This is a genomic window from Pseudomonas sp. I2 (genome assembly GCF_040984075.1).
Taxonomy (GTDB): domain Bacteria; phylum Pseudomonadota; class Gammaproteobacteria; order Pseudomonadales; family Pseudomonadaceae; genus Aquipseudomonas; species Aquipseudomonas guariconensis_B.
The window spans coordinates 51,692-74,296 of record NZ_JBCGFQ010000009.1 but is presented as its reverse complement, the minus strand read 5'-3'; the positions used below and the strand labels follow the sequence as shown (position 1 = coordinate 74,296).

The window sequence follows — 22,605 nt, the reverse complement described above, 5'->3', positions numbered from 1 at the left end:
GGATTCCCTATGACCGCCAGCCTGCAAGGCTCCCTGATGGTGGATATCGCCGGTGAATGGCTGACCGCCGAAGATCGCCATCTCCTGCGCCAGCCCGAGGTGGCCGGCCTGATCATCTTTGCCCGCAACATCGCCAGCCCGCGCCAGGTGCGCGAGCTGTGCGCTTCCATCCGCGCCATCCGTCCCGATCTGATCTTGGCCGTCGACCAGGAAGGCGGCCGGGTCCAACGCTTGCGCCGGGGCTTCGTGCGCCTGCCCGCGATGCGCGCGATCGCTGACAACGCCAATGCCGAATACCTGGCCGAGCAATGTGGTTGGCTGATGGCGACCGAAGTGCTGGCGGTCGGCCTGGACCTGAGCTTCGCCCCGGTGCTCGACCTTGACCACCAGCGCAGCGCGGTGGTCGGCAGCCGCGCCTTCGAAGGCGACCCGCAGCGTGCCACGCAACTGGCCGGTGCCTTCATCCGTGGCATGAACGCTGCCGGCATGGCGGCCTGCGGCAAGCACTTCCCCGGCCACGGCTGGGCCGAGGCCGACTCCCACGTGGCCATCCCCACCGATGAGCGCAGCCTGGAGCAGTTGCGCCAGGCGGACTTGGTGCCCTTCACCCGCCTGAGTGGCCAGCTGGCGGCGGTGATGCCGGCCCATGTCATCTATCCGCAGGTGGACAATCAGCCGGCCGGTTTCTCGCGCCGTTGGCTGCAGGACATCCTGCGCGGCGAACTGGGCTTCCAGGGCGTGATCTTCAGCGATGACCTGTCCATGGCAGGGGCTCATGTGGTGGGAGATGCAGCCAGCCGGATCGAGGCGGCCCTGAGCGCCGGCTGCGACATGGGCTTGGTGTGCAATGACCGGGCGGCGGCGGAGTTGGCGCTCTGTGCGGCCCAGCGCCTGAAGGTCAGGCCGTCGCCGCGGATCGCCGGGATGCGTGGGCGTGGGTTCGCCCGGACGGACTACCGTCAGCAGCCGCGCTGGCTGGAGGCGTTGGGGGCGCTGAAAGAGGCGCAACTGGTCGATTGATACGTCAGTAGCCAGTTAAGGCTTTGGGACGCGAAGCGGCCCCAGCATTTACCAAACCCGTACGCGGGGGCGTCAGCGCCCGCGTTTGCCCGGCAACGGTGCGAACAGCGCTTCGATCTCCTCGTCGCCCAGCCGCCACTGACCGGCCGCCTCGCCATCGAGCAGGCTGGCCGCCAGCGCAGCCTTCTCCTGCTGCAACTGCTGGATCTTCTCTTCCACCGTCCCGCGGGTGATCAGCTTGAACACGAACACCGGCTTGTCTTGGCCGATGCGGTAGGCACGATCGGTGGCCTGGTTCTCGCTGGCCGGGTTCCACCACGGGTCGTAGTGGATCACCGTGTCCGCTGCGGTCAGGTTCAAGCCGGTGCCGCCGGCCTTGAGGCTGATCAGGAACACCTCGCTGTCGCCGTTCTGGAACTGTCGCACCGGGGCGCGACGGTCGCGGGTGTCGCCGGTCAGCAGGCTGTAGCGGATGCCGCGCTTCTCCAGCTCGGCCTCGATCAGCGCCAGCATCGACGTGAACTGGGAAAACAGCAGCACCCGCCGCCCTTCGCTGAGCAGTTCCTCGAGCATCTCCAGCAGGCTGCCCAGCTTGCCCTTGTCGGCATGCGAGCCCTTGATCTCGGCGCCTTTGACCAGGCGCAGGTCGCAGCACACCTGGCGCAGCTTGAGCAGGGCGTCGAGGATGACGATCTGGCTGCGCGCCGCACCGTTGCGGGCGATCTCGTCGCGGACTTTCCTGTCCATGGCCACCCGCACGGTTTCGTAGGTATCGCGCTGGGCGTCGCTGAGCTCGACCCAGTGGATCATCTCGGTCTTGGCCGGCAACTCCTGGGCCACCTGTTCCTTGGTGCGGCGCAGGAGGAACGGGCGAATGCGACTGGCCAGGTGGGCCATGCGCTCGCTGTCGCCATGACGCTCGATGGGCACGCGATAGTCGCGGTTGAAGCGCTTGAGGTCGCCCAGCCAGCCAGGCATCAGGAAGTGGAAGAGCGACCACAGCTCGCCGAGGTTGTTCTCCATCGGCGTACCGGTCAGGCACAGGCGCTGGTTGGCCTGCAATTCGCAAACGGCGAGGGCGGCCTTGCTGGTGCTGCTCTTGATGTTCTGCGCCTCGTCGAGGACCAGCAGGTGCCAGGGCCGCTCATGCAGGTGCTGGAGGTCGCGGGGGACCAGGGCGTAGGTGGTCAGGACCAGGTCGTATTCGTGCAGCGAGGCGAAATGCTTGCTGCGACCGGGGCCTTGCAGGGCGAGCACGCGCAGCTCCGGGGCGAAGCGCTGGGCCTCGTCGAGCCAGTTGGGGACCAGGCTGGTGGGCATCACCGCCAGGGCTGGGTGCTCGAGGCGCCCGGCTTGCTTTTCCAGCAACAGGTGGGCGAGGGTCTGCAGGGTCTTGCCCAGGCCCATGTCGTCGCCGAGGATGCCGCCGGTGCCCATCTCGCGCAGGGCCTGCATCCAGTTCAGGCCTTGCTGCTGGTAGGGGCGCAAGGTGGCGTTCAGGCCTGCCGGGGGCTCGACCTGCACGTCGCGGGCGTCGCGCAGGCGCCGGCCCAGGTCGCGCACGTGGCTGCCGCCTTCCCAGTGCAGGGGCAGGTGTTCGAGGTCGTTCAGGCGCGCCGCGTCGGCGCGGTCCAGGCGTAGGGAGGGACCGATGCTGTCGTCATGCAGGTACAGCTCGCCCAGCGTGCCCATCACGGCCTTGATGCGGCCATAGGGCAGGGCGACGCGCAGCGCCGGCGCGTCGAGCCGGCCACGGTTCATGTCGATCAGCAGGTGTTCGTCGTCACTGCGTCGGGCCAGCTCGCTGGGGCGTAGCAATTCGGGGCTGCTGCGCAGCAGCTGGAGGACGATCGGCAGCAGGCTGTGGCGCTGGCCATCGACGACGATCCCCAGTTCCAGGTCGAACCATTCATGGCCTGGCGCCTCCACCACGGTGGCGTACCAGTCGTCCACCTCCTGCAGGTTGAAGGCGAAGTCGCGGTGGATGTCGATCACCCAGCCGGCCTTGCGCAGGCGTGGCAGGTGCTCGCGGGCGAAGTGCAGCCAGGCCTCGTCGTCGGGCAACTGGAACATCTCGCCGGCGCTGTCGGGCAGGGCCTTGCTCTGCCGCGTGGCGGGTTTGAAGCCCAGGTCGTGCAAGGCCTTGCGCAGCGCCTGTTCGGCGCGGGGCTGGCGCTGGATGCGCTGGCTGGTCGTTTCCACCAGTCGGGTCAATGGCTTGTCGCCGTTGCCGCTGGCGCGCAGGCCGTCGTAGTCGAACGACAGCGCGGCACGGTGTTGCATCTGGCGCTGCATGCGCCCGGTCTTGGGCATGTAGGCGCTGAATTCGAGGCTGCCGAGGGTCAGGTGGGGCCGTGGTTCGATGCCGTCGATGTCCTCGGTGCTGACGGTGGTCGGCGTGGGCACCTGGCGGTTCAGGGCATTGAGCCGGTGGCTCAGAGGCACGACCAAGTGTTCCGGGACCGTGGGTGCCCGCGACAGCTGGCTGGCGATGAATGGATCCAGGTCGTGGGTCAGCTTGCCGACCTGGCCGGTGGTAGTGTCCACGTAATGCAGTGGCTCCAGTGGCAGCACCTGGGCCAGGGCCTGCTCATCGGCATACCAGGCGCCCCGGTAGCTGCCGTTGTCCAGGCGGACCCAGCGGAACGCCGCGTGGCGTTCGGGGCCGGGCTGCAGGGGCAGGTCGTCACGCCCTCGGAACAACAGGTGACCGGTGGCCAGGGCATAGCCCAGCAGCTCGGCGCCAAGGGCGCCGCCGATGAAGAGGGTGTTCGGTAGGCCACCTTTCGCCCGCTCTGCTTCAATGAGCCGAAGCAGGCGGCCATCGGCTTCGGTCACGTAGCGGGGCGGGTAGTAGATCAGTTCTGGCAACGAGGTGATGCGGGTGAGTTCCAGGGCGCCGCCGTTCTGCCGCGTGCCCTTGAGCACCGTCAGGTAGCACTGCTCCTGGTCCATGCCGACGCGGTAGTAGAGCGCCCGGCCCTTGTGGTCCGCCTTGGGGGCGGGCTGCTCGACCGGGTTCGCCATGGCCTCGACCCAGGAGTGCAGCTCGGGCGAAAGACTGGCGTGGGTATCGGTCTGGGCGCTGACCGGGGCGGGTGCGTGGCGCAACAGGAACAGGGCTGCGGCGCAGTGCTTGCAGTTGTGGCCTACCGGGCAACTGCAGGTTCCCTCGAACTCGATCCCGTCTTTGGTCATTTGCACGCTGAGCCATTGCTGGTACACGCGCCCTGCGGAGCCCGTGCATTCGGCCTGGACCCTCGTCTCGTCGACCGCGACCAGCCGGACCCGGCCGTCCTCGGCATAGGCTTCGCCGCGTTGCAGCGTGCGCGGGTCGAACCAGTCGCGCCAGTCATCGAGCTCGCGGACGAAGAACTGCACAGCGCTCTCGTTCACCTTACTGCTCCATCATCTCCGGGCTCAGTACCGGCAGCTTGCGCTCACCGACCGGCGCGATCTTCAGCAGCAGCGCCAGGTGACCGCCGTCGAGGAAGGTCAGTTGGTTGGCCTTCATGGTGCTGTTGCTCTGCCTGAACTGCTCGCTCTGCAGCACGCTGCCATTGCCATCGAGCTGGTTGACCCAGAAGTTGGCCTCCACGGTGATGAAGCGCCCCTGGGCGATGCTCAGGTTGCCCTCGATGGGGAAGTGGCCGAACTGCTCCTGACCTGCGCCCAGGGCGATGCGGCTCGGCTCGCTGCCGACCTGCTGCTGCCAGGCCTTGTGCAGCAGCACGGTATAGCTGGGCGTGGCCTGCAGGCGGGTGACTTCGTCGTTCAGCGCGGTCGGGCGTTCGGCGTCCTTGTTCAGGCGTGGGGCGCCGGCGCTCCAGTCTTCGGGGGCGAACGGGCTGTTCACCGCGGGCACGGCGTTCTGCCGGACCAGGATCATTTCCACCTGATAGGGGCCTTCGGCGAAGGCAGCCGGCGCGATCAGCGTCAGCAGCAATGTCAGGCAACGGATGGCACGCATGGATGTTCCTTAAGGCTGTGGGCTCAGGCGCTCGAACAGCGCCTCCAGGGTGTTGAAACGTTCGTCCGGGCGCTCCATCGGCACGAAGAAGCGGAACTGGGTGGCGCCCTCGAACTTGTAGCGTTTGGGCTGGCCCTGGATCAGCTTGATCAGGGTCAGCGGGTCGACTGGCGTCTCGGCCTCGAACTCGAGCTTGCCGCCGTTGGGGCCGGCGTCGACCTTCTTGATGCCGAGCTTTTCCGCTTGCAGCTTGAGCTGGGTCAGGCGCATGAGGTTCTTGGTCGGCTCGGGCAGCAGGCCGAAGCGGTCGATCATCTCGACCTGCAGGTCCTTGAGGCCGTCCTCGTCGGCTGCCGAGGCGATGCGCTTGTAGAGGATCAGGCGAGCATGGACATCCGGCAGGTAGTCCTCCGGGATCAGCGCCGGCAGGCGCAGGTTGATCTCCGGGCCGCCGCCCAGGGGTTGCTCGAGGTTCGGCTGAGTGCCCTTGCGGATCGCCTTGACCGCACGCTCGAGCATTTCCATGTAGAGGGTGAAGCCCACTGCCTGGATCTGCCCGCTCTGGCCTTCGCCGAGCAGTTCACCAGCGCCACGGATCTCCAGGTCGTTGGTGGCCAGGACGAAGCCCGCGCCCAGGTCCTGGGTGTTGGCGATGGCCTCCAGGCGTTTCTCGGCGTCGGCGCTGATCTGCTGGCGTGGCGGCGTGAGCAGGTAGGCGTAGGCCTGGTGGTGACTGCGCCCGACCCGGCCGCGCAACTGGTGCAACTGGGCCAGGCCGAACTTGTCGGCGCGCTCGATGACGATGGTATTGGCGCTGGGCACGTCGATGCCGGTCTCGATGATGGTCGAGGCCACCAGCACGTTGAAGCGCTTGTGGTAGAAGTCGCTCATCACCTGTTCCAGCTCGCGCTCGCGCATCTGCCCGTGGCCGATGCCGATGCGCGCCTCCGGGACCAGCTCGGCCAGTTCGGCGGCACACTTCTCGATGCTCTTGACGTCGTTGTGCAGGTAGTACACCTGGCCGCCGCGCAGCAGTTCGCGCAGCAGCGCTTCCTTGACCGTGCTCTTGTTCTGCTCCATGACGAAGGTGCGCACCGACAGGCGTCGCGCCGGCGGGGTGGCGATGATCGACAGGTCGCGCATGCCCGACACCGCCATGTTCAAGGTCCGTGGGATCGGCGTGGCGGTCAGGGTGAGGATGTCCACCTCGCTGCGCAGGGCCTTGAGCTGCTCCTTCTGGCGCACGCCGAAGCGGTGTTCCTCGTCGATGACGACCAGGCCCAGGTCCTTGAAGCGCACGTCGTCCTGCAACAGCTTGTGGGTACCGATGAGGATGTCGATCTTGCCTTCGGCGAGGTCTGCCGCGGCGCTGGCGACTTCCTTGGCCGACTTGAAGCGGCTCATCACCTCGACCGTCACCGGCCAGTCGGCGAAGCGGTCGCGGAAGCTGTTGTAGTGCTGCTGGGCGAGCAGGGTGGTGGGCACCAGCACCGCCACCTGGCGGCCGCTGTGCACGGCGATGAAGGCCGCGCGCATGGCCACCTCGGTCTTGCCGAAGCCGACGTCGCCACAGACCAGGCGGTCCATGGGCTTGCCGGCGAGCATGTCGGCGCGCACCGCCTCGATGGCGCTTTGCTGGTCGGGGGTTTCCTCGAAGGGGAAGCCGGCGCTGAAGGTGGCGTAGTCGGCGGCCGGGTCGGCGAACGCATGGCCCTTGCGCGCGGCGCGGCGGGCATAGATGTCGAGCAGCTCGGCGGCGACGTCGCGGACCTGCTCGGCGGCTTTGCGCTTGGCCTTTTGCCAGGCTTCCGAGCCGAGCCGGTGCAGCGGCGCCAGGACATCGTCGCTGCCGGTGTAGCGGGCGATCAGGTGCAGGTTGGCCACCGGCACGTAGAGCTTGGCGCCCTCGGCGTATTCCAGGGTGAGGAATTCGGCGACTTGATTGTCCACCTCCAGCGTGGCCAGGCCCAGGTAGCGTCCCACGCCGTGGTCGATGTGCACCACCGGGGCGCCTTCGCGCAATTCGGTGAGGTTCTTGATCACCGCGTCGTTGGCCGCGTCGCCGCGCTTCTCGCGGCGCCGGCGCTGCATCACGCGCTGGCCGAACAGCGGGCTCTCGGCGACCAGGGCCAGGCCTGGGTCGTCCAGCAGCAGGCCGTCGTCGAGGGGGGCGATGGTGATCGCCAGGCGCTCGCTGCCAGTGACGAAATCGGCCCAGCCCTCGACCGTCTGCGGGCGCAGCTTGAGGCGCTCGAGCAGCTCCAGCAGGACCTCGCGGCGGCCCGCCGATTCGGCGGTGAACAGCACGCGGCCGGGGAACTGGTCGAGGAAGTTCGCCAGCTCCGCCAGCGGCTGGTTGGCCTTGGCCTCGATCGCCAGGTTCGGCAGGGGGCGTGCCGGGAAACGCTCGCGGCCGACGCCCGGCTCGACCTCGTCGCTGCTGACCACCACCCGTGGCCATTGTTTGAGGCGGGCGAAGCAGTCCTCTACCGGCAGGAACAGCTCAGCGGGCGGCAACAGCGGGCGGGTCAGGTCGCCACGGCGCTCGTCGTAGCGCCCGCGCACGTCGTTCCAGAAGTGCTCGGCGGCCTGTTCCACGCCTGGCAGGGAGAACACCTGGGTGTCTGCCGGCAGGTAGTCGAACAGGGTCGAGGTCTCTTCGAAGAACAGCGGCAGGTAGTATTCGATGCCGGCCGGGATGATGCCGCTGGCCAGGTCCTGGAAGATCGCGCTACGGCGGAAGTCGACGTCGAAACGTTCGCGAAAGCGTGCCTTGAAGCGCGTGACTTCCTCCTTCTGCATGGGGAATTCGCGGGCTGGCAGCAGGCGCACCGAGTCGACCTTGTCGATCGAGCGCTGGGTCTCCGGGTCGAAGGTGCGCAGGGTCTCGATCTCGTCGTCGAACAGGTCGATCCGGTAGGGCAGCTTGCTGCCCATGGGGAACAGGTCGATCAGCGCGCCGCGCACGGCGAACTCGCCATGCTCGTAGACCGTGTCGACGCAGCGGTAGCCGCTGGCCTCCAGGCGTGTACGCATCTGTTCCACGTCGATGGTCTGGCCCACGTCCAGCACCAGGCTGCTGCCCAGCAGGAAGCGCGTCGGCGCCAGGCGGTGCAGGGCGGTGGTGACCGGCACCACGAGGATGCCGTGGTCCAGCTCCGGCAGCCGGTAGAGGCTGGCGATGCGCTGGGAGATGATGTCCTGGTGCGGCGAGAACAGGTCGTAGGGCAGGGTTTCCCAGTCGGGGAAGGGCAGCACCGGCAGGTCTGGGGCGAAGAAGCGCAGCTCCTGCTCGAGACGGTCGGCGGCCTGGCTGTCGGCGGTCAGCAGCAGGGTGAAGCGGCCAGCGCTGCTGGCGGCTTCGGCGATGGCCAGGCTCAGGGCGGCACCGGGCAGGTTGCCCCAGGTTTGCTTGCCGGCCGTGGCCGATAATTGCGGTAGGCGCAGAACTGACACGGAAGATCCGACTCCAAGCGTTGCGGCAAAGACGACAATTGTACCGGTGCCGGTGCGCGCTGTCAGGCTCGGCAAGGGCGTGGCGGCGGGGTCCGCTGGCAGCGACAGGCGCTCATTGCCCGATACGCCATGGGGCGTCATAATGTAGCCCCTTTTTTCTCCCCCTACATGTGGAAGGTTCCCGTGACTCAGAAGCCCGACCAGTGTCTTGGTGAGTGGATCGATCGTGAAGCCCTGGCTGAAGCGATGATCCCGCTTATCGGTCAGCTCTACCGCAACAACAACGTGGTGAGCTCGATCTATGGCCGCAGCCTGATCAACCGTTCGGTTATCTCGATCCTCAAAGCCCACCGCTTTGCCCGTCACCGTCAGAGCGACGAGACCGAGCTGTCCGTCCACGAGACATTCCCCCTGCTCAAGGCCATGAGCGAGCTGAAACTGGGCGCCGCTTCGGTCGACCTGGGCAAGCTGGCCAACAAGTTCAAGCTCGAAGGCAACGGCCGCAGCGTCGAGCAGTTCGTGCGCGAAGAGCTGGCTGACGTCGTCGGCCAGCAGAACGCTGCCGCACGCAAGGGCACCGACGTCGTCCTGTACGGCTTCGGCCGCATCGGCCGCCTGCTGGCGCGCATCCTGATCGAGAAGACCGGCGGTGGCGACGGCCTGCGCCTGCGGGCCATCGTCGTGCGCAAGGGTGCCGAGAACGATCTGGTCAAGCGTGCCAGCCTGCTGCGTCGTGACTCGGTGCACGGCCCGTTCGATGGCACCATCGTCATCGACGAGGAGCACAACACCATCACCGCCAACGGCAACCTGATCCAGGTGATCTACTCCAACGACCCGGCGTCGATCGACTACACCCAGTACGGCATCGACAATGCCCTGCTGGTCGACAACACCGGCAAGTGGCGTGACGCCGAGGGCCTGGGCCAGCACCTGCAGTGCCCGGGCATCGAGCGTGTGATCCTCACCGCGCCGGGCAAGGGCGCGCTGAAGAACATCGTGCACGGCATCAACCACGGCGACATCACTGCCGACGACAAGATCATCTCCGCCGCCTCCTGCACCACCAACGCCATCGTGCCGGTGCTCAAGGCCGTGAATGACCAGTACGGCATCGTCAACGGCCACGTCGAGACCGTTCACTCGTTCACCAACGACCAGAACCTGATCGACAACTTCCACAAGGGCAGCCGTCGTGGCCGCGCCGCGCCGCTGAACATGGTCATCACCGAGACCGGTGCCGCCACCGCCGCCGCCAAGGCGCTGCCGGTGCTCAAGGGCAAGCTGACCGGCAACGCCATCCGCGTGCCGACGCCGAACGTCTCGATGGCCATCCTCAACCTGAACCTGGAAAAGGCCACCAGCCGCGACGAGATCAACGAGTTCCTGCGCCAGACCGCCATGCACTCGGAACTGCACAAGCAGATCGATTACGTCAGCTCCCAGGAAGTGGTGTCCACCGACTTCGTCGGCTCCCGCCACGCCGGTGTGGTCGACGCCGAGGCGACCATCTGCAACGACAACCGCGTTGTCCTGTACGTCTGGTACGACAACGAATTCGGTTACAGCTGCCAGGTGGTGCGCGTGATGGAAGAGATGGCCGGTGTGAACCCGCCAGCGTTTCCACGCTGATCCGCTTGTAATGCGTTGAAAAAACGGGAACCTTCGGGTTCCCGTTTTTTTTGGCATTTTTTGTGTTCACCCAGGTCTGGCGCGGTAGCTGCTGGGCGGCCTTGTGTCGCGAAAGGGCTGCGCTGGTCTGAGGGCAGTGGAGCTGGCTTGCCGGCGATAGGGCCGGTACAGACAACACAAGACAGACGCTCCAACAGGCGCCGCGCCAGCATGGCTGGCCAACCGAGAGATCCAATGTGCGCACGACCCTGCTGTTCATCCTGATGCTGCTCGCTGCCTGCAACCCTGCGCCCACCCTCGAACGCCTGGGCGGCCCGACCATGGGCAGCAGCTACAGCATCCAGTACGTGCGCGAACCCGGCGGCCCGTCGCCAGCGCAGGTACAGGACGCGGTCGAGGCGATCCTGCGCGACATCGACGGGCACTTCTCGACCTACCGGGGTGACTCCACCGTCAGCCGCTTCAACCAGCTGCCGGCCAACCAGTGCCAGGCTGTGGGCGCCGATATGCTGGCGCTGGTCGCCTTCGGCCAGCAACTGGCCGAACAGAGCCAGGGTGCCTTCGATCTCACCGTCGAGCCCTTGCTCGACCTCTGGGGCTTCGGCCCCCAGGCCCGCCGCGAGCAGGTGCCCGACCCGCAGGCGCGGGCCCTGGTACGCCAGCGCGTGGGCTATCGCCACCTGCGCATCGAGGGCGATGCGTTGTGCAAGGACGCGCCCGTGGAACTGGACTTCAACAGCATCGCCGCCGGCCATGCCGTCGACCTGATCGCCGGGCGGCTGCGCGCCATGGGTATCATCGATTTCCTCGCCGAAGCCACGGGGGAACTCAAGGCCGAGGGCCGCAAGCCCGACGGCAGCCCCTGGCGCATCGCCCTGGAATTGCCCCGCGAGGACCGTCAGATCGCGCGCCAGGTAATTGCCGTGGATGGCCTGGCAGTGTCGACCTCGGGTGACTATCGCCACTATTTCGAGGAGAATGGCCGGCGCTATTCGCACGCCTTCGATGCCCGCCTCGGGCGCCCGGTCGAACATGACCTGGCCGCGGTCACCGTGCTCGATGCCTCGGCGCTGCGGGCCGACGGCTATTCGACCCTGCTGTTGATCCTGGGGCCGCAACAGGGCTGGGACTTCGCCATCGCCCATGGCATCGCGGCCATGCTGGTGACCCGGACGCAGGATGGGTTCGTCTCCCGGGCTACGCCTGGCTTCGAACGAAAGCTCAAAGGCGAGTGAAAGGCGAGTGAAAGGCAAGGCACGGATGATCGCCGCCAGGGAATCGGTGAACGACATGTAGTGCAGGCAAGATTGGCCTACGACGCGACCAAGGGTTAATGTGCGCGGCGTTCAGGCTTGATTAGACTGCACCCGAATTTTCTCATGGCGCCCCGGCGACATGATCGCGCCCCGCGGCCAACCGGCCGGCGGGCCAGTTCTGAAGGAGTACGCATGGCTGTCTACAACTACGACGTAGTGGTGCTGGGTTCCGGCCCGGCCGGAGAAGGTGCGGCAATGAATGCCGCCAAAGCAGGACGCAAGGTGGCGATGGTCGACAGCCGTCGCCAGGTCGGCGGCAACTGCACCCACTTGGGCACCATCCCGTCCAAGGCCCTGCGTCACTCGGTGCGGCAGATCATGCAGTTCAACACCAACCCGATGTTCCGCGCCATCGGCGAGCCGCGCTGGTTCTCCTTCCCCGATGTGCTCAAGAGCGCCGAGAAGGTGATCTCCAAGCAGGTCGCCTCGCGCACCGGCTACTACGCGCGCAACCGTGTCGACCTGTTCTTCGGCACCGGCAGCTTCGCCGACGAGCAGACCGTCGATGTGGTCTGCCCCAATGGCGTGGTCGAGAAGCTGGTGGCCAAGCACATCATCATCGCCACCGGTTCGCGTCCGTACCGCCCGGCCGACATCGACTTCCACCACCCGCGCGTCTACGACAGCGACACCATCCTCAGCCTGAGCCACACCCCGCGCAAGCTGATCGTCTACGGTGCCGGGGTGATCGGTTGCGAATACGCCTCGATCTTCAGTGGCCTGGGTGTGCTGGTGGAGCTGGTGGACAACCGTGGCCAGCTGCTGAGCTTCCTGGACTCGGAAATTTCCCAGGCGCTGAGCTACCACTTCAGCAACAACAACATCACCGTGCGCCACAACGAGGAGTACGAGCGGGTCGAAGGCCTGGACAACGGTGTCATCCTGCACCTGAAGTCGGGCAAGAAGATCAAGGCCGACGCCCTGCTGTGGTGCAATGGCCGAACCGGCAACACCGACAAGCTGGGCCTTGAGAACATCGGCATCAAGATCAACAGCCGTGGCCAGATCGAGGTCGACCAGAGCTACCGCACCAGCGTGCCGAACATCTACGGCGCCGGTGACGTGATCGGCTGGCCGAGCCTGGCCAGCGCTGCCCACGACCAGGGCCGCTCGGCCGCAGGCAGCATCGTCGACAACGGCAGCTGGCGCTTCGTCGATGACGTGCCGACCGGTATCTACACCATTCCGGAGATCAGCTCGATCGGCAAGAACGAGCAGGAGCTGACCCAGGCCAAGGTGCCCTACGAAGTGGGCAAGGCTTTCTTCAAGAGCATGGCCCGCGCGCAGATCGCCGGCGAGCCGCAGGGCATGCTGAAGATCCTGTTCCACCGCGAGACCCTGGAAATCCTCGGCGTGCACTGCTTCGGCTACCAGGCCTCGGAGATCGTCCACATCGGCCAGGCGATCATGAACCAGCCGGGTGAGCTGAACAATCTCAAGTACTTCGTCAACACCACCTTCAACTACCCGACCATGGCCGAAGCCTATCGGGTAGCTGCCTACGACGGCCTGAACCGGCTTTTTTGAGCGGCTCCGGCCGGTGGCCTGAGCCGGCCGGGGAGACCGGGTTCAGTCCTTCCCAAGGGTGGTCTTGGCCAAACCGGGAAAGTCTGTGATCAGGCTGTCTACGCCAAAGTCGGCGAGCCGGCGCATCAGCGCCGGTTCGTTGACCGTCCACACCGACACATGCAACCCCTGGCGCTGGGCCTTGAGCAGGCGCTCGGGGGTGCACAGCGTCCAATTCAGTGCCAGCAGGGTACAGCCGTAGTTCTGCGCCACCTTCAGCGGATCGAGCCAGGCATATTCGGCGACCAGCCCGCGCGAGACGTCTGGCACCAGCTCCAGGGCGGCGCCCAGCACCTCCCGTGAACTGGAGGTGATGGTGACCTTGTCGAGCAGGCCGAAGCGCTGGGCCAGCTCGCGGATCGCCAGCACGGTGCTGGCGGCACGGGTGCGCGAGGCGCTCTTGACCTCCAGCTGCCAGTGCTCGAAGGCACACTTCTCGAACAGTTCCTCCAGGCGCGGGATAGGGCAGGGCTGCACCCAGCCTGGGCCACCCTTGCGCGCATCGTAGGTGGCCAGCTCGGCGGCGGTGTGCTCGACCACCTTGCCTCGGCGGCCGGTGGTGCGCTTGAGGGTCGGGTCATGGATCACCATCAGCTCGTTGTCGGCCGACAGGTGCAGGTCCAGTTCGCAGCGATCGACGCCGTGCGACAGGCACTGGCGAAAGCTGGTCAGGGTGTTTTCGGGCGCTTCGCCTTTGGCGCCGCGATGGCCATAGATCAGGGTCACGTTCGTTCCTTCAGGTCTGAAATGGGGAAAGGCTCAAGAGGCGGATTCGTCCTGCTCCCGCAGCTGGCGGCGTTGTTGTTGTTGGCGCTGCAGGATGTAGCGGGCCAGGAGCTGGCGCTGGGCGTCGGTCATGTCGACGAATTCGGTGCCGACCTCGTAGTCGCCCTGCGGGCGTGGGTCGCAGTGGGTGACCCGGCCGCGCAGCAGCAGGCCATGGGCCCGGGGCATCAGCACCATTTTCACCGCCACCCGGGTGCCGGGGGCGATCTGCGCGGCCTGGGCGAACTCGATACCCCCCTCGGAGAGGATCACCCGCTGCGCTTGGCCGATTTCGCCGAGCAGGGTCTGGGCGAGCACCGCGCCGAGCAGGTCGAGGCGTTTGTTCTGCACCCGCAGGAAGGCGGCCAGGGTGCGATCCTTCTCGCTCAACTGGCGCATCAGGTGTTGCGATTCGAAGTCGGCCAGGTGCAGTTCGCTGAGCAGGTTGAACAGCGGTGAAGCATCTTGCAACAGGTCTGTCTCCAGGGCCTCGGCCGCGCTCAAGGGGCTGATTTGAAGTGCGATCCTGTCTTCGATGCGGTAGTATTCGCGGCGATCTTCTTCGTCTAGTGTCGTCATGGCGAACCCATGGTTACGGCGGTGGTCCGAGTGTAAAGCCGCCATTGGCGCCCCGCCACAAGGACGTTCCCTTTCATCCGAACAAGCCCCGACATGTTCAGACCTCTTTTCGTATTCATCGGTACGCGCTACACCCGTGCCAAGCGCCGCAATCACTTCGTCTCGTTCATTTCGCTCACCTCGATGATCGGCCTCGCCCTCGGTGTGGTGGTGATGATCGTGGTGCTGTCGGTGATGAACGGTTTCGACCACGAGATGCGTACCCGCGTGCTGGGCATGATCCCGCATGCCACGCTGGAAAGCGGCCAGCCGGTCGACGATTGGCCGGCCCTCGCCCAACAAGTAAAGCAGAATCCGCGTGTGCTGGCGGTCGCTCCGTTCACCCAGATGCAGGGGCTGCTGACCCACGACGGCAAGGTGCAGAAGGTGTTGCTCAACGGCATCGATCCCGCCCGCGAGCGGCAGGTGTCGATCATCGACGACTTCATCCGCGAAGGCAGCCTCGACCGGCTGGCGCCAGGCGAGTGGGGCATCCTGATCGGCGACAAGGCCGCCGCCAAGCTGGGCGTGGGCATCGGCGACAAGCTGACCTTCGTCGCCCCGGAGGTCAGCGTGACGCCGGCCGGCATGTTCCCGCGCATGAAGCGCTTCACCGTGGTCGGCACCTTCCATGTCGGGGCCGGTGAGATCGACGGCTATCTGGGCCTGACCAACATCGCCGACCTGTCCCGCCTGCACCGCTGGAAAGCCGAGCAGGTCCAGGGCCTGCGCCTGAAGTTCGATGACCTGTTCCAGGCGCCGCGCGTGGCCTGGGACATCGCCCAGCACCTGGGCGAGGAATTCTACCCCCGCGACTGGACCCGCACCCACGGCAACCTGTACCAGGCGATCCGCATGGAGAAGGCCATGATCGGCCTGCTGCTGCTGCTGATCGTGGCGGTGGCGGCGTTCAACATCATTTCCACGCTGGTGATGGTGGTCAACGACAAGCGCGGCGATATCGCCATCCTGCGCACCCTCGGCGCCACGCCTGGGCAGATCATGGCCATCTTCATGGTCCAGGGTACGGTGATCGGCGTGGTCGGCACCTTGATCGGCGCGTTGGTCGGCATCTTCGCCGCGCTCAATGTCAGTGCGGTGATCGCTGGCATCGAGAAGCTGATCGGGCACAAGTTCCTCAATGCCGACGTGTACTTCATCGATTACCTGCCGTCGCAGATCATGGCCGAGGACGTGTGGATGGTCTGCGGTGCGGCGCTGGTCCTGAGTTTCTTCGCCACCCTGTATCCGGCCTGGCGTGCGGCGCGCACCCAGCCTGCAGAGGCGCTACGTTATGAGTGAATCGCGCATGAGTGATAAAGCCGTACTGAGTTGCCGCAACCTGGGCAAGGCCTACGAGGAAGGCCCGGAGTCGGTGCAGGTGCTGTCCGGGTTGAACCTGGAGCTGCACGCCGGTGAGCGGGTGGCCATCGTCGGTAGCTCCGGCTCCGGCAAGAGCACCTTGCTCAACCTGCTGGGTGGCCTGGACACGCCGAGCCAGGGCAGCGTCTGGCTGGCTGGCGAGGAGCTGTCGGCACTCGGCGAGCGGGCCCGTGGCCTGTTGCGCAACCGCGCCCTGGGCTTCGTCTACCAGTTTCACCACCTGCTGCCGGAGTTCACCGCCCTGGAGAACGTGTGCATGCCGCTGCTGATCGGCCGCACACCGATCCCCGAGGCCCGCGAGCGCGCCGAGGCGCTGCTCAAGCGTGTGGGCCTGGGCCATCGCCTGAGCCACAAGCCGGCCGAGCTGTCCGGCGGTGAGCGCCAGCGCGTGGCGATCGCCCGTGCCCTGGTCAACCGCCCGGGCCTGGTGATGCTCGACGAGCCCACCGGCAACCTCGACCATCACACTGCCCAGGGCATCCAGGAGTTGATGCAGGAGCTTTCCAGCCATTCGCAGACGGCCTTTTTGGTGGTGACCCACGACCTCAACCTGGCGCGCCAGATGGACCGGGTGCTGCGCCTGGACGATGGCCACCTGGTGCCGATCTGAGTCGCTTGCACGGGGTGGCACGGGCCGCCTCGTAACCAACCTTCATTGGGTGTTCTCGTACATGTTCAGACCCTTGCCCTTGTTCATCGGTGCTCGCTACACCCGTGCCAAGCGCCGTAACCACTTCATCTCGTTCATCTCCATGACCTCGATGATCGGCCTGTCCCTGGGCGTGCTGGCGATGATCGTGGTGCTCTCGGTGATGAACGGCTTCCAGCGCGAGATGAGTTCGCGCATCCTCGGCCTGGTGCCTCACGCCAGCATCCTCGGCGTGCAACCGCTGGACGACTGGCGCAAGGTGGCGGACGCAGCCCTGAAGAACCCCGCGGTGATGGCCGCTGCACCGCTGACGGAAATGGAAGGCATGCTCTCCTACAAGGGCGCGATGCAGCCGATCCAGGTCAGTGGCATCGACCCGGCCGAGGAGGGCAAGGTCTCCATCGTTGGCCAGCACATCGTCCAGGGCCGCCTGCAGGACCTGCTGCCGGGCGAGTATGGCGTGGTGATCGGCGAGCTGACCGCTCGGCGCTTTCGTCTCAACACCGGCGACAAGCTGACCCTGATCGTCCCGGAGATCAGCAAGGCACCGGGCGGCATCACCCCCCGTATGCAGCGCCTGACCGTGGTCGGCATCTTCAAGGTCGGTGCCGAGCTGGACGGTTCCCAGGCCTACATCAACGTGGCCGACGCCGGCGAGATGCAGCGCTGGGCACCGGGCAGCGTGCAGGGCGTGCGCCTGAAGCTGCACGACCTGTACGCTGCGCCGCAGGTGTCCAAGGCGATCGCCGCCGGGCTGGGCGATGCCTACCGTGCCGATGACTGGTCGCACACCCAGGGCAGCCTGTTCAGCGCCATGAAAATGGAAAAGACCATGATCGGCTTGTTGCTGTTGATGATCATCGCCGTGGCGGCGTTCAACATCATCGCTACGCTGGTCATGGTGGTGAACGACAAGGGTTCGGACATCGCCATCCTGCGCACCATCGGCGCCACGCCTGCGCAGATCATGGGCACGTTCATGGTCCAGGGGTCGCTGATCGGTATCGTCGGCACCCTGGTCGGTGGTGTGCTCGGGGTGATCGCCGCGCTCAACGTCAGCCAGATCGTCGGTTGGCTGGAGCGGGTCAGTGGGCAGCACATCTTCACGTCCGATGTGTATTTCATCAGCAGCCTGCCGTCGCAGTTGCAGTGGGGGGATGTGGCGATCATCTGCGCGGCGGGGTTGGTGATGAGCTTCCTGGCCACGATCTATCCGGCGTATCGTGCTTCCCAGGTGGAACCGGCGATGGCGTTGCGGTACGAGTGATCTACGGGCAGGGCCGCTGTGCGGCCCATCGCGGGCAAGCCCAGGCAGGGGCAGCGGCGCTCACGAATCATGTGCCATTGCAAGGGAATCCGTTGCGGGCGGATAGACAGCTCCTCTCACCGTGCTTCGGGTAACTCGATCAGGAACCGTGTCCAGCCTCCCGCGCATTCGGCCCGGATGTTCCCGCCATGGGCCTGCACGATCGAGCGGGTGATCGCCAGCCCCAGCCCCGCATGCTCGCTGCTGCCTTCCTGGCGTGCGGGGTCGGCCCGGTAGAAGCGGTCGAACAGCCGCGGCAGTATTTGCGCCGCGATGGCCGGGCCGGTATTGGCCACGCTGATGTGCAGCCCCGGCGCCAGTGTCACTCGGATCTCTCCGCCGCTGGGCGTGAAGCGCAGGGCATTGTCCAGCAGATTGGACAGGGCCCTGCGCAGCATGTGCCGATCACCCTCCAACTGCGCCTCACCCACACGCTGCAGGCGTACCTCGGCGTCCTCGGCCAGTGGCGCGTAGTACTCCAGCAAGGCATCCACCTCCGCGGCAAGGTCCAGCGGCTGGCGGTTGGGGGGCAGCAGGCCATGGTCGGCCTTGGCCAGGTAGAGCATGTCGTTGACCAGTTGCGCCATCCATTGCAGCTCCTCCAGGTTACCGTGCAGGGCTTCGCGATAGTCCTCCAGGCTGCGTGGCCGGGTGAGGGTGACCTGGGTGTGGGTCAGCAGGTTGGACAGTGGCGTACGCAGCTCGTGGGCGATGTCGGCGGAAAATGCCGAAAGGCGTTGGAAGGCATCCTCCAGGCGCTGCAGCATGGCGTTGACCGTGCTGGCGAGCTCGGCCAGTTCCTCGGGCATCTGCGCCACCGGCAGCCGGGTTGTCAGCGAGCGGGCGTTGACGCTGGCGGCGACATCGCCCATCTGCCGCAATGGTCGCAGCCCGCGCCGGGCGGCCCAGGCGCCGAGCAGCGCGGTGGCCAGGGCCGAAAGGCCGACGGTGAGCCAGATCAGGCGCTGCATGCCTTGCAGGAAATGCTGGTGATGGGTGATGTCGAGGAACAGGGTCAGTTGCGCCGAGCCCGGGGTGGCGGTGTCCAGGCGGGCGCCCAGGCTGCGGTAGTCGACGCCGTTGGCGTGCAGGGTGGCCAGGCCGGGCTGGCGTGGTGCGTCCGGTAGGTCAGGCCGGCTGTCGAACCATAGCGTGCCGTCGCCGCCGCGGATGCGCAGGGCCAGGTCGGCCTGGTGGCTGAGCTCGATGCGCAAGGCCAGCAGGTGTGGCGCCAGTTCGGCGGGGGAGCTCACGCCGTCGAGCAGGGCGTGCAGAACCGACAGCCGGCTGCCTAGCAGTTGTTCGTCCAGTTCGATGAAGTGCTGTTCGCTGGCCCGGCTGAACAGCACGCCGGCGGTCAGCGAGACGGCGGCGGTACAGGCGGCGAAGAGCAGGGCAAGGCGCCCACCGAGGGACAGGCGCGGCATCAGTCCTGGCGCTCCTCGAGCACGTAGCCCATGCCGCGTACGGTGTGGATCAGCTTGTTGTCGTGGGCGTCGTCGATCTTCAGGCGCAGGCGGCGGATCGCCACCTCGATGACGTTGGTGTCGCTGTCGAAGTTCATGTCCCAGACCTGCGAGGCGATCAGCGACTTGGGCAGCACCTCGCCCTGGCGACGCAGCAGCAGCTCGAGCAGGGCGAACTCCTTGGCGGTCAGGTCGATGCGCTGGCCGCCGCGCTCGGCCCGGCGGCGGATCAGGTCCAGGCGCAGATCGGCCAGGGTCAGGCTGGTATCCAGGCTGGGGCTGGCGCCTCGGCGCAGCAGGCTGCGTACCCGGGCCAGCAGTTCGGAAAAGGCGAAGGGCTTGACCAGATAGTCGTCGGCGCCCAGCTCCAGGCCGTGTACCCGATCTTGCACGGCGTCGCGGGCGGTGAGGAACAGCACCGGCGTGTCCAGGCCAGCCTGGCGCACGGCCTGGAGGATCTGCCAGCCGTTGCGGCCGGGGAGCATCACATCGAGGATCAACAGGTCGTGGTCGCCGCCCAGGGCCAGGTGCAGGCCGGTGTCGCCGTCGCCGGCAAGCTCGGTGGCGAAGCCCGCTTCGCTCAGGCCTTGGCACAGGTACTGGCCGGTCTTGGCCTGGTCCTCGACGATCAGCAGTTTCATGGGGGCCTTGCTCCAAAAGATTGGCGGGCTTCGGTGGGCGCCGGGTGCCAATGATACGTGACGATAGGCGTGCCCGGCGAAGCTGACAAAGTTGTAATCTCCCTGTCAGACAACTGCCAGTTGCCTCAGCCTAGAGTGGTTCCATCGTTGCTGTAGCCTTGGAGTAGACATGAAACACCCCCTTATCGCCGCCGCCCTCGTGCTGTTCAGCCTGCCCGTGCTCGCCGACAGTGGCCATGGCTTCGCCTTCGGCGAGCCAGCGCCGGCGGCCAAGGCCACCCGTACCGTCGAGGTGCTGCTCAAGGACATCGCCTTCGAGCCCCGCGGCCTGCAGGTCAAGGCCGGCGAGACCGTGCGCTTCGTGCTCATCAACGAAGGCCAGTTGCCCCACGAGTTCAACCTTGGCGACAAGGCCATGCACGCCGAGCACCAAAAGCAAATGCTGGCCATGCAAGGCAAGCTCTTCACCGCCGGCGCGGATCACGGGGGCATGGACCACGGTCATGGCGCGCACGGCCACGACGCCGGCAACACGGTGCTGGTCCCGCCCGGCCAGCGTGCCGAGCTGACGTGGACCTTCCGCGCCTCGGCGCCCATCGAGTTCGCTTGCAATGTGCCGGGGCACTACCAGGCGGGCATGGTCGGGCCGTTGACCATCGAGTGACATCGACCACAAGGCAGGGGGCAAAAACGGTAGAATAGGTGCATTCCGAATTGCCAGGTCAGACCCATGCATCCCGCCGCCGAACACTCCCCGCTGGGCAAATCCAGCGAATACATCGCCACCTACACACCTTCGCTGCTGTTCCCGATCCCGCGTACGGCCAAGTGGGCCGAACTCGGCGTCAGCGCCCAGACCCTGCCATGGCAGGGGGTGGACTACTGGAACTGCTTCGAGATGTCCTGGCTGCTGCCTTCGGGCAAGCCGGTGGTGGCCATCGGCGAATTCGCCATCCCGGCCGATTCGCCGAACATCATCGAGTCCAAGTCGTTCAAGCTGTACCTCAACTCGCTGAACCAGACGGTCTTCGCCAGCACCAGCGAGTTGCAGGCTTGCCTGGAGAAGGACCTCTCAGCCGCCGCCGGCAAGCCGGTGACGGTGCGGGTGCGCAGCCTGGGCGAAGTCGAGGCCCAGGGCGTGGTGGCCTTGCCAGGCCAGTGCATCGATGTGCTGGATGTGACCATCAACAACTACGAGCATCCACAGCCTGAACTGCTGCACTGCGACCCGCAGCGCGTGGTCGAGGAAACCCTGCACAGCCACCTGCTCAAGTCCAACTGCCCGGTCACTGGCCAGCCGGACTGGGGCAGTGTGGTGGTCGAGTACAAGGGCCTGGCCCTGGACCATGCCAGCCTGCTGAGCTACCTGGTGAGCTTCCGCCAGCATGCCGACTTCCATGAGCAGTGCGTCGAACGCATCTACCTGGACCTGCTGCGCCTGCTCGAGCCCGAGCACCTGACCGTGTATGCCCGTTACGTGCGCCGTGGCGGGCTGGATATCAACCCCTACCGCAGCACCCGGGCGATCGCGCCTGGCAACCAGCGGCTGGTTCGTCAGTAAGGATGTTTGTGAGTCTTGGGGCTGCTTTGCAGCCCATTTGCGGACCAGGCCCTTTCCCGCCGGGGCCGTGCAAGCCGCGTCGTCGGTGATCGCCTCGGACCCTGTGGGTGCCGGCTTGCCGGCGATGGGCCGCAAGGCGGCCCTCTGGCTCAGATACCCATGCTGTGCAGGTGATTGGCAATATTGCGCAGGATGGCGGTGAGATCCGGGTGTTCGGCCTCGAAGCGTTCGACGGCCGCGTTGACGCCATCGACCAGGTTGTTGTCCTGGGTGGCCTCTTCCAGTTTGAGCTGGGCTTCGATCTGCTGCATCAGTTCATGCAGATGTTCGCGCTCTTCCAAGGAGAGCGGCGGGTTGCGTTCCAGTTGCTCGCGCAGGCTTTCGAGTTGCTCTTGCAGTTCGCGGGCAGGCATCGGGTGTTCTCCCTCTATGGCTTGGCAAGGCATGGACCTCGGCGGTGAGGCAAAGGTTCTCGCTTGTCTTCAATCGTAATCCACCTGCCGGTGCTTTGCATGATCCGTGTCAACGGCGCTGTGTCAGGGTTTTTCACCCTTGCGCCGGCGCTGGGCGATGTCGGCAAGGCAGGTGTCGAGGGCTTCGAGGTGGTCGATCACCGAGTGCACACCGAGGCTGAACAGCTCGAGCGTAGCCTTGCCGCGTGCCCGTTCGCGCGCCTCCCGGCTCATCGCCTGCCATTGGCCGGAGGTGTGGTTGCAGGCAGGGCTGCAGGCGGCCAGGCCCACGGTCCACAGCCCGGCGTTGAGACCGGACTGCAGCAGGCGCGGATCGCCGCTGACCAGCACGCAGCCGTCCAGGCGTTGGCTCTGCAAGGACATGAGTGCGTGCCAGCAGGCATTCGGCGCCGGCCAGGGGCTCGCGTTGCCGGCCTGGCCCGGCAGCCAGTCGGGCAGCACGCTGGCCAGAGACTCGCCCTGGCTGGCGCTGAGCTCGTCGAGCCACATGCAAGGGACCTGCTGGCGCCGCAGGCCGGTGAGGGCATCCAGGGCGCCAGGGGTGGGCAGTGGGCTGCCGTTGGCGGCCTGGACCAGACAGCCGCGCAAACCGAAGAGCACGGCAGTGAAGGCAGGTGCGTCTTGCATGGTCAACTTCCCTGAAATAGCCCGCAGGCTATTCGGCAATTGTTACCGATAGATGACCACGTAACAGACGCTCACAAAATAGTGAGCAAAAATGTGTAAGGCTGTTTATCAGCCAGCGAGCCTTTATACTGGCGGCTTGTCCGGCAGCGCGCCCAG

Annotated in this window: 18 protein-coding genes; 9 read left to right on the top strand and 9 right to left on the bottom strand. The window is 66.2% G+C overall.

Features of this window, described 5'->3' with window-relative positions:
- The first annotated feature begins 21 nt into the window (after window positions 1-21).
- Window positions 22-1,020: a beta-N-acetylhexosaminidase gene (gene nagZ / locus WCE05_RS06730; protein WP_253080516.1), complete on the top strand. Its 999-nt coding sequence runs from the start codon at window positions 22-24 to the stop codon at window positions 1,018-1,020.
- Window positions 1,021-1,092: 72 nt separating this feature from the next.
- Here the strand turns inward: nagZ and WCE05_RS06725 are convergent, their stop codons facing one another.
- The 3 genes from WCE05_RS06725 to mfd are packed head-to-tail and all read right to left on the bottom strand — an operon-like array spanning window position 1,093 to window position 8,446.
- Complete coding sequence (locus tag WCE05_RS06725) at window positions 1,093-4,416, bottom strand: DEAD/DEAH box helicase (RefSeq protein WP_225786915.1); 3,324 nt, start codon at window positions 4,414-4,416, stop codon at window positions 1,093-1,095.
- Window position 4,417: 1 nt separating this feature from the next.
- Window positions 4,418-4,990, bottom strand: a complete 573-nt coding sequence (locus WCE05_RS06720) for a peptidoglycan binding protein CsiV (RefSeq protein WP_225786914.1) — start codon at window positions 4,988-4,990, stop codon at window positions 4,418-4,420.
- Window positions 4,991-4,999: 9 nt separating this feature from the next.
- A complete protein-coding gene (gene mfd / locus WCE05_RS06715; protein ID WP_368815646.1) occupies window positions 5,000-8,446 on the bottom strand; it encodes a transcription-repair coupling factor in 3,447 nt (1,148 codons plus the stop codon).
- 168 nt (window positions 8,447-8,614) lie between these two features.
- On the opposite strand from mfd, the gene WCE05_RS06710 reads away from it, so the two are divergent.
- From WCE05_RS06710 to sthA, 3 genes are all read left to right on the top strand, one after another.
- Window positions 8,615-10,078 (top strand): glyceraldehyde-3-phosphate dehydrogenase, encoded by a 1,464-nt coding sequence (locus WCE05_RS06710; protein WP_225787150.1) that lies wholly within the window; start codon window positions 8,615-8,617, stop codon window positions 10,076-10,078.
- 236 nt (window positions 10,079-10,314) lie between these two features.
- Window positions 10,315-11,313 (top strand): FAD:protein FMN transferase, encoded by a 999-nt coding sequence (locus WCE05_RS06705; RefSeq protein ID WP_253080495.1) that lies wholly within the window; start codon window positions 10,315-10,317, stop codon window positions 11,311-11,313.
- Window positions 11,314-11,526: 213 nt separating this feature from the next.
- Window positions 11,527-12,921, top strand: coding sequence for a Si-specific NAD(P)(+) transhydrogenase (gene sthA / locus WCE05_RS06700; protein WP_225786911.1), 1,395 nt, complete (start codon window positions 11,527-11,529; stop codon window positions 12,919-12,921).
- Window positions 12,922-12,963: 42 nt separating this feature from the next.
- Here sthA and WCE05_RS06695 read toward each other — a convergent pair whose 3' ends face one another.
- Entirely contained in the window at window positions 12,964-13,686 is a 723-nt protein-coding gene (locus WCE05_RS06695) for a glycerophosphodiester phosphodiesterase (RefSeq protein WP_225786910.1), read from the bottom strand.
- 33 nt (window positions 13,687-13,719) lie between these two features.
- Window positions 13,720-14,304, bottom strand: coding sequence for a PilZ domain-containing protein (locus tag WCE05_RS06690; RefSeq protein WP_225786909.1), 585 nt, complete (start codon window positions 14,302-14,304; stop codon window positions 13,720-13,722).
- A gap of 93 nt (window positions 14,305-14,397) precedes the next feature.
- On the opposite strand from WCE05_RS06690, the gene WCE05_RS06685 reads away from it, so the two are divergent.
- The 3 genes from WCE05_RS06685 to WCE05_RS06675 all read left to right on the top strand — a co-directional run bounded on the left by WCE05_RS06685 (window position 14,398) and on the right by WCE05_RS06675 (window position 17,642).
- Window positions 14,398-15,645, top strand: a complete 1,248-nt coding sequence (locus tag WCE05_RS06685; RefSeq protein WP_253100460.1) for a lipoprotein-releasing ABC transporter permease subunit — start codon at window positions 14,398-14,400, stop codon at window positions 15,643-15,645.
- 7 nt (window positions 15,646-15,652) lie between these two features.
- The gene (gene lolD, locus WCE05_RS06680) at window positions 15,653-16,336 is read left to right on the top strand and encodes a lipoprotein-releasing ABC transporter ATP-binding protein LolD (protein WP_225786907.1); all 684 of its coding nucleotides are present in this window, start codon (window positions 15,653-15,655) and stop codon (window positions 16,334-16,336) included.
- A gap of 61 nt (window positions 16,337-16,397) precedes the next feature.
- Window positions 16,398-17,642, top strand: a complete 1,245-nt coding sequence (locus WCE05_RS06675) for a lipoprotein-releasing ABC transporter permease subunit (RefSeq protein WP_368815645.1) — start codon at window positions 16,398-16,400, stop codon at window positions 17,640-17,642.
- A 116-nt stretch (window positions 17,643-17,758) separates the two neighbouring features.
- Here the strand turns inward: WCE05_RS06675 and WCE05_RS06670 are convergent, their stop codons facing one another.
- Entirely contained in the window at window positions 17,759-19,111 is a 1,353-nt protein-coding gene (locus WCE05_RS06670) for a heavy metal sensor histidine kinase (RefSeq protein WP_253090945.1), read from the bottom strand.
- Window positions 19,108-19,788, bottom strand: a complete 681-nt coding sequence (locus WCE05_RS06665; RefSeq protein WP_253080493.1) for a heavy metal response regulator transcription factor — start codon at window positions 19,786-19,788, stop codon at window positions 19,108-19,110. Before WCE05_RS06665 ends, WCE05_RS06670 begins: the two co-directional genes overlap by 4 nt.
- A 169-nt stretch (window positions 19,789-19,957) precedes the next feature.
- On the opposite strand from WCE05_RS06665, the gene WCE05_RS06660 reads away from it, so the two are divergent.
- Together WCE05_RS06660 and queF are read left to right on the top strand one after the other, a co-directional pair.
- Window positions 19,958-20,452 carry a plastocyanin/azurin family copper-binding protein gene (locus WCE05_RS06660; protein WP_368815644.1) on the top strand — a complete coding sequence of 165 codons (495 nt, stop codon included), beginning with the start codon at window positions 19,958-19,960 and terminating at the stop codon, window positions 20,450-20,452.
- Between the two features lie 66 nt (window positions 20,453-20,518).
- Window positions 20,519-21,349: an NADPH-dependent 7-cyano-7-deazaguanine reductase QueF gene (queF, locus tag WCE05_RS06655; protein WP_368815643.1), complete on the top strand. Its 831-nt coding sequence runs from the start codon at window positions 20,519-20,521 to the stop codon at window positions 21,347-21,349.
- A gap of 149 nt (window positions 21,350-21,498) precedes the next feature.
- Here queF and WCE05_RS06650 read toward each other — a convergent pair whose 3' ends face one another.
- Together WCE05_RS06650 and WCE05_RS06645 are read right to left on the bottom strand one after the other, a co-directional pair.
- Window positions 21,499-21,762: a DUF4404 family protein gene (locus tag WCE05_RS06650; protein ID WP_225786902.1), complete on the bottom strand. Its 264-nt coding sequence runs from the start codon at window positions 21,760-21,762 to the stop codon at window positions 21,499-21,501.
- Window positions 21,763-21,885: 123 nt separating this feature from the next.
- Window positions 21,886-22,449, bottom strand: coding sequence for a phosphonoacetaldehyde phosphonohydrolase-related protein (locus WCE05_RS06645; RefSeq protein WP_368815642.1), 564 nt, complete (start codon window positions 22,447-22,449; stop codon window positions 21,886-21,888).
- Window positions 22,450-22,605: the final 156 nt, after the last annotated feature.